General features: G+C 49.6%; 8 protein-coding genes. 2 read left to right on the top strand and 6 right to left on the bottom strand.

The annotated features are described in order from the left end of the window. On the bottom strand, nucleotides 1–386 hold a 386-nt coding region (locus HKN79_08475; GenBank protein NNC83599.1), incomplete at its 3' end, for a hypothetical protein. 191 nt (nucleotides 387–577) lie between these two features. Between HKN79_08475 and HKN79_08470 the strand changes: the two genes are divergently transcribed. Then, a complete protein-coding gene (locus HKN79_08470; GenBank protein ID NNC83598.1) occupies nucleotides 578–1,690 on the top strand; it encodes a pyruvate carboxyltransferase in 1,113 nt (370 codons plus the stop codon). A gap of 201 nt (nucleotides 1,691–1,891) precedes the next feature. After that, a complete protein-coding gene (locus HKN79_08465) occupies nucleotides 1,892–2,986 on the top strand; it encodes a T9SS type A sorting domain-containing protein (protein NNC83597.1) in 1,095 nt (364 codons plus the stop codon). A gap of 49 nt (nucleotides 2,987–3,035) precedes the next feature. Here HKN79_08465 and HKN79_08460 read toward each other — a convergent pair whose 3' ends face one another. Genes HKN79_08460 through ettA form a run of 5 tightly spaced genes read right to left on the bottom strand, consistent with a single transcriptional unit; the run spans nucleotide 3,036 to nucleotide 6,748 of the window. Further along, the gene (locus HKN79_08460; protein NNC83596.1) at nucleotides 3,036–3,377 is read right to left on the bottom strand and encodes a ribose-5-phosphate isomerase; all 342 of its coding nucleotides are present in this window, start codon (nucleotides 3,375–3,377) and stop codon (nucleotides 3,036–3,038) included. 1 nt (nucleotide 3,378) lies between these two features. After that, nucleotides 3,379–3,852 (bottom strand): large conductance mechanosensitive channel protein MscL, encoded by a 474-nt coding sequence (gene mscL, locus HKN79_08455; protein NNC83595.1) that lies wholly within the window; start codon nucleotides 3,850–3,852, stop codon nucleotides 3,379–3,381. 55 nt (nucleotides 3,853–3,907) lie between these two features. Beyond that, complete coding sequence (locus HKN79_08450) at nucleotides 3,908–4,477, bottom strand: hypothetical protein (protein ID NNC83594.1); 570 nt, start codon at nucleotides 4,475–4,477, stop codon at nucleotides 3,908–3,910. A gap of 53 nt (nucleotides 4,478–4,530) precedes the next feature. Next, nucleotides 4,531–5,070, bottom strand: coding sequence for a hypothetical protein (locus HKN79_08445; protein NNC83593.1), 540 nt, complete (start codon nucleotides 5,068–5,070; stop codon nucleotides 4,531–4,533). A gap of 34 nt (nucleotides 5,071–5,104) precedes the next feature. Beyond that, on the bottom strand, nucleotides 5,105–6,748 hold the full coding sequence (gene ettA / locus HKN79_08440; protein NNC83592.1) for an energy-dependent translational throttle protein EttA: 1,644 nt from the start codon (nucleotides 6,746–6,748) through the stop codon (nucleotides 5,105–5,107). Nucleotides 6,749–6,760 lie beyond the last annotated feature (12 nt).

Raw genomic sequence — 6,760 nt, 5'->3', positions numbered from 1 at the left:
TCAGAATTGCTGAATGATGGATCGTACAAATCAAAACCCACGCTGAGGGTCAAGGCCAAAGTCTGGCCAATCAGAACATTGTTGAGGTCACTTGGATCCACATAGCTCGCAGAGAGCGCAGCGGGTGATCCTCCGCTTGGGAGGAATTCTTCTACTGCGCTGGAACTTGTAAAGGCTACAGTCTGCTCACACCCCAGGATAATTCCATCTGGAAAGGCCAAGTTGAAATTAGCGTCCCGATAGGCACCGGGATTGTTCCCTGAGGCTGAGGTTCCCCATCCGCCCTGGGTCTGTGTGCGGTGTGTGCCACACTCAGGTTCTTGAGCTGATAAGGTGAGTGATAGAATGGAGAGTGAAAGGGTGATAGCGTAACGTACTGATCGCATAGGCTTTTTTTAAAGGCCGGGTCAATGGTGGTTCAGTCGTTAGCAAATGGTCTCGCTATCGTTATACGAAATAAGATAGGCTAAAGTTTCATGCAGCGCAATCTTTTGGTGGTAATGTATCCTCCTTTTTACAGATGTGCATCTCCGCTATCCTGCATCAGTTAGGTGATCAACATCACTTGTTCGAAAACATGGAGTCACCGAACAATTATCGACATGAGGATTTGTTGTCTTTATATCAAAGTCCTCTGCCCGTGAATTTTCCGAAGAAAGTGAGTATAGCTGATATCACCATCCGTGATGGTTTTCAGCACGAAGAGCAATTCATACCTACTCAGGCAAAGATCTGGCTGGCAGAAGAATTGGTATTGGCCGGCTTCAAGAAATTGGAGATCACCAATATGGGTAATCCCAAGGGAATGCCTCAATTCAAAGATGCCGATGAAGTCTTAAGAGGTATCAGAGAGAGCAAGCGGATCGGGGATAAGCTGGAAGATGTGTGTCTAACAGCTGTGACTATTCGAGAAAGGGCCATCGAACGAGCCATACAGGCGCGCAAAGAGGGGTATGGACCCGATAGGATCCTGGTCATGGTATCCACGAGTGAGTCCCATCATCGGAAGAATTCTGGTCTCTCATTGGATGCGTATTGGAAGATGTGTGAGAAGTACATACCCTTGGCCAAGGAAGTGGGTCTGAAGATCAACGGTACCGTCAGCACGATCTGGGGATGTCCCATAGAAGGACCTACACGATTGAAGGACGCGGTACGATTCACCAAGCGGTGGTTGGATATGGGCGTAGATGATGTCGAACATGCCGATCATGACGGTTCTGCCTCTCCCGATAGGATCTATCGCTATTTCTCCATGCTCTTGGATGAGATTCCAGAAACCGAGAAACACATCGTACATCTGCACACGACCCGAGGCTGGGGAATGGCCAACGTACTGGCCGCCTTGCAGGCCGGAGCGACCGAATTCGAATCCACGATGGGAGGGATCGGAGGTCAGCCCGCCAATTTCGTGGACGGGGTCCCAGTAGCCGGTACGGGGTCGTACTATTACAATGATCCCAACATAGTAGGTCTCGTGACGACTGAAGATATGGTAGTGATGATGGATGAGATGGGCATTCAGACCAATCTGGATATCGACCGGATCCTTGAGACAGGGCGGATGGTCGAACGGATCGTTGGCCGTAGTTTGCGTTCAGAATGCATCCGGACAGGTAGAATACCGAAAGGACTGAAAAGCGATCTTGATCCACTAGAGGACAATCTGTATCAGAAGACTTCGTGGTGAGTACCTATCTTAAACCCAAGGTCTACAGTGAAAAGTAGGTCTTTGGCCCGACCTCTTGAAGGTACCTAGCGTAAGGCTTCTGGGTTCAGGCCAGAAAGGGATTATTCCTTGAATTATTCAGGACTTTTCCTGTAATCGGTCATCCGGGGAATAATGGATGTGTGAGCGATCTACCTTCAATGTTCACCAACCCTATTCGCCATGAAGAATCTATTGAGGCCCCTCCTTATGGGATCGGCCCTCCTGATCGGTCTCTCTACTCTAGCTCAGACCGAGACCGAACCCAATGATGTTGTCCATGAAGCAGACGCCCTCCTGATCGGTCAGTCGATCACAGGAACACAGGGAATCTATTGTCAGGCAAATGATGACAACGATGATTACTTCTATGTCCAAACACCGAAGGACGGAACATTGATCTTCGACTTCAATGTTTCCAATTCCAGTCTGTCTGAATCGGCTCTGATGGTGGAATTCCTAGAATTCGATGGTACCCTCCTCAGCACCTCTATCATCCCTTCAAGTCCTTGGGAAGAGGTGGAGAGCACCACACTCAGCGTTTGTGCAAAAGAGGGCACCCAGTTGATCAGGCTCATCATGCTCGACCCTTGGGTCTGTACTTCATACAGCATCGAATGTGAATTCAAAGGAGCTGTATTCGATGGCGATATCGAACCCAATAATTCACAGAAGAGCGCCATTGATGTTTCTGCCGGCTTCTCATATGATGGCAGATTGCATTTCGGCACAGATGCAGATGGGGATATATATCGACTAACTGCCGATGATCAGGGGAACATCCTTGTGGACATAGCTATAGAAGTAGGGCAGGAGCAAAGTGTCCAGGGATCACTCCTAGCCACATTGACGGAGACTGACTCAAGTCCGCACATGATCCTCGAACTACCTGTGGGATATAGTTCGCTTCCCGAGGTGAATACACTCGCCATAGCGCATCTCATGCCTGGGGAGATCTATTACTTGACCTTGTGTGGAGACATATGTGGGATATCCTATCAGTTCATACAAGAGAATACCGCAGTAGGGGTCAATGAGGTCGAGAATGTAAGGGTGGAGGTCTATCCCAATCCTTCCTCAGGTGATTTTCTATTTGTGGGCGAGGGGATACAGCAGATCATCATCTATGATATTGCCATGAAGGAGGTCGAGCATCTCCGAGGCCAGTATTCTCACCTTTGGAACTGGGACGCGACCAAGATGGAATCGGGTTTTTATATGGCCTATATCTACTTGGATGATGGTCAGGTGATCGAGCACTCGCTGATCAAAGAGTGAGCTGACTGACTCAATGGGTCCATCTGCTCAGAGCAAGCCAGTGGTACAGTCAATTATACCAAACGGCATAGCGCTTCTTCCTTAGCTCCAGGGCTAGCTCCTTTTCCATGTCCAGTGCTTCAGATCGTGTTTTGAGAGGAGGGATATGATTGTATAGGCTGGGGCGCAGATAGGTCCCGTATCTCTTGACGATGGAAGAGGAGATATCGTATCCCTTCTTGCTCAAAGCACCGGTCTTATGTTGTTTCAATCGTTCTTGAGGTGTCTTGCTCGTCATGCCCACATACAGACATTCCAACACTCCATTGAATTGCGGATTGGCCTCTCTGAATTTCCTGTTCTCACTGTAGACGCGTCTGTTCAGCTCGATGACGTATACCTGATACGGCATTTCAGGAGGAAGTCGGGTCCGAGCCGGGATTTTGATTCTCCGCGAGAATCTCGTTCTGCTTTTCCAGCAGGTCGGCCACACGGTCCAATAGCTCGATGTTCTTGGGGGTCTTCACCTCGGTATCTTTGGTGTCATCGGCCCGGTTCTTCAAGCGGTTCATGGCCTTCACCACGAGGAATACCGTCAATCCGATAATGAAGAAATCGACCAAGGTCTCCAACAATCTCCCATACTCCATGGCCACCTCGGTGGTGATGACCTCTCCTTGGGCATTCTTCTCGGCCTCTCTCAGGACGTATTTCCGATTCTGCCAATTGATGCCATCGGTCATCAGGGATAGAGGTGGCATCAGTACGTTCTTCACCATGACATCGATCACCTTATTGAAAGCTGTACCGATGATCACACCGATGGCGATATCCACCATGTTCCCTTTGATGGCGAACTCCTTGAAATCATGGAAGAATTTCTTCATGCTAGATGGTTTTAATGGGCTAGGACGAATGTATCAGTGTATGTTGAAGAGAGTATCAAGAAGATTGAGATTCTTCAGCGTCCTCTTCCTCTTCTTGATCATCTTCTGACTTGAGGAATTCACTCTCTTCTTCACCCAATCCTACAATACGTATGATCTGAGAGACGGTATTGAAGAGCATGATGACCACCACGATCAAGGCAGCACTGAGTACACTACTCACCACCAACGATGTGTAGTATATGGTGCTGAACCAGTTGGAAGGAACATTGTCTGACTCTGTAAGGGGAATGTTGAAGAACATGAAAGTGATCATGGCCGAAATGAAGACCACCGTATCTACCCGCGCCAAGGTGAGTACATGTTTGTAGTAATGGTCATCCAGCTTGGAGTCTGCCTTATTGCTCACACTCACCAGAGTAAGAAGAAGTGCAAGGATGGTGGCTGATGCGAGTACGATCGTGTTACAAAGGGTATTGAGTCCCGCGACAGACGCATTGATCAATTGCTTGGCCTCGTAGCCACTCAATTCTCCGGTCACAAATGCACCGGCCAGTATGATCACCAGCGAAATGACTCCACCGGTAATGGCTCGTTTATGATAGGTGTTGAGGGGAATATCCATAGGTGGTCGGGTCGTTAGATCAGAGGGTCAAAAAGGCATTGAATAGTTCGGTATCAGTCTGGCTGTTTCTTCCAAGTATAGCTCCTCCCGGGTGTCCACGTGCCATCCGCTGTGATGATGAATGAATCGGAGACATCGGTCAGCGGATCGGGGTAGTGAGAACGGTGCCCCATGGTGAAACCTGAACCGTCCGGTCCTGTGAACTCCATGACGATCTCGGTCTTACCGTCTTCTAAATAGCGGATAGGAGCATGCCCGGTCAGGCCTGTGGCTCCTATCTGAAGAAGCATGGCCGTTTGATTTGCAGGATCCCAGTACTTCTGAAAATCCCAAACATTGTCGGCCCGTACACCATCGATCATGCCGTACATCTCACCGATAAGACTATTGCCCAATGGACTCTGGCGCCACTCTATCACATATTGATCATAGGGTTCTTTCTTACTCTTGAATTCGGAATTATCGGCTACCCACATGCCTGATTGCATCATGTTCTCATTCAGATAGCGGGAGTGCATATCCTGAGGATCTTCTTGTCCCAGAAGGAAGAGTGGTAGGAAAAGCAGGGCGAGTAAGGAATGGCTAGACTTCATCTTTCGAAGATAAATAGGATGAAAGATGATCGATTCAGCGGACCAGCTTCTTATACCTCAATCGCTTGGGACCTTCATTGCCCAGACGCTTCTTCTTGTTCTCTTCATACTCGGAGTACGTACCCTCGAACCAGTAGACCTGAGAGTCTCCTTCAAAGGCAAGGATATGGGTACAGATCCTATCCAAGAACCATCTATCGTGAGAAATGACCACGGCACATCCTGCGAAGTTCATGATACCTTCCTCCAAGGCACGGAGCGTGTTGACATCGATGTCATTAGTAGGCTCATCGAGGAGAAGCACGTTGGCCTCGGTCTTGAGGGTCATGGCCAAGTGGAGTCTGTTGCGCTCACCACCGGAAAGTACACCTACCTTCTTGCCTTGCTCTCCGCCACTGAAGTTGAATTTGGAGACATAGGCACGAGAATTGAATTGTGCCCCTCCGATCTCTATCACTTCGTTTCCTCCTGATATCACTTCCCACACGGTCTTCTCAGGGTCCAGGTCCTGATGGGTCTGATCCACATACCCGAGTTGCACGGTGTCACCATGCGCGATACTGCCCTCGTCCGGGTTCTCTTCGCCCATGATCATGCGGAAGAGGGTGGTCTTACCTGCTCCATTAGGTCCGATGATTCCCACCACACCTGCTCGTGGAAGAGAGAAGGAGAGGTCATCGATGAGCAGTCTGTCATCGTATCCTTTACTCACGTGGTCGAACTCGATGACCTGGTTCCCTAATCGTTGACCGTTGGGGATCGGGATCTGCAATTTGGCCTCCTTGGCCTTGGTGTCCTCGGCCATCATCTGGTCGTAGTTGTTTAGACGGGCCTTGTTCTTACTCCTACGGGCACCGGGAGTCAGGCGACTCCACTCGAGCTCGCGCTGAAGCACTTTCTGTCGCTTGCTTTCTTGCTTCTCTTCTTGCTTGAGTCGCTCTGATTTCTGCTCCAGCCAGCTCGTGTAGTTCCCTTTGAAGGGGATACCCTCCCCTCGATCCAACTCGAGGATCCATCCTGCGATGTTGTCCAAGAAATATCTATCGTGCGTCACGGCTATGACGGTTCCTTTATATTGCTTTAAGTGTTGCTCGAGCCAGTCTATACTCTCTGCATCCAAGTGGTTGGTGGGCTCATCGAGCAGAAGGACATCCGGTTCTGAAAGGAGCAAGCGGCAGAGAGCTACTCTTCGTTTCTCACCTCCACTGAGGTTCTCGATGCTTGCATCCCCATCGGGAGTGCGCAGGGCATCCATGGCGAGTTCCAGCTTGTGGTCGATATCCCATGCTCCCATAGCCTCGATCTGGTCTTGCACCTTGGCCTGCCGTTCGATGAGTTTGTTCATCTTGTCCGGGTCGTTGAGCACTTCCTCATCCATGAAGGAGTTGTTGATCTCCTCATATTCCTTCAGCACGGCTGTCATCTCACTGAGCCCGTCCATGATGTTCTCCTTCACGGTCTTGCTTGCATCCAATTCAGGTTCCTGAGGGAGATATCCCACTGAATATCCATCGTTGCTCCATACTACCTCGCCTCGATAGCGCGTCTCTATCCCAGCAATGATCTTCATCAGAGTGGATTTACCAGAACCATTGAGACCGATGATCCCGATCTTGGCCCCGTAGAAGAAACTCAGGTACATATCCTTGAGGATGACCTTGTTCTGAGGGGTGGTCACATTGACCTTGAC

Source organism: Flavobacteriales bacterium (assembly GCA_013001705.1).
Lineage (GTDB): Bacteria > Bacteroidota > Bacteroidia > Flavobacteriales_D > JABDKJ01 > JABDLZ01.
This window is presented reverse-complemented; position numbering and strand designations above follow the sequence as displayed.

Bases quoted from the DNA above. Each gene is read 5' to 3' on its own strand.
- mscL (NNC83595.1), bottom strand. From the start codon at position 3,852: ATGAAGAAATTCTTCCATGATTTCAAGGAGTTCGCCATCAAAGGGAAC.
- HKN79_08460 (NNC83596.1), bottom strand. From the start codon at position 3,377: ATGCCGTATCAGGTATACGTCATCGAGCTGAACAGACGCGTCTACAGT.
- HKN79_08465 (NNC83597.1), top strand. From the start codon at position 1,892: ATGAAGAATCTATTGAGGCCCCTCCTTATGGGATCGGCCCTCCTGATC.
- HKN79_08445 (NNC83593.1), bottom strand. From the start codon at position 5,070: ATGAAGTCTAGCCATTCCTTACTCGCCCTGCTTTTCCTACCACTCTTC.
- HKN79_08450 (NNC83594.1), bottom strand. From the start codon at position 4,477: ATGGATATTCCCCTCAACACCTATCATAAACGAGCCATTACCGGTGGA.
- HKN79_08470 (NNC83598.1), top strand. From the start codon at position 578: ATGGAGTCACCGAACAATTATCGACATGAGGATTTGTTGTCTTTATAT.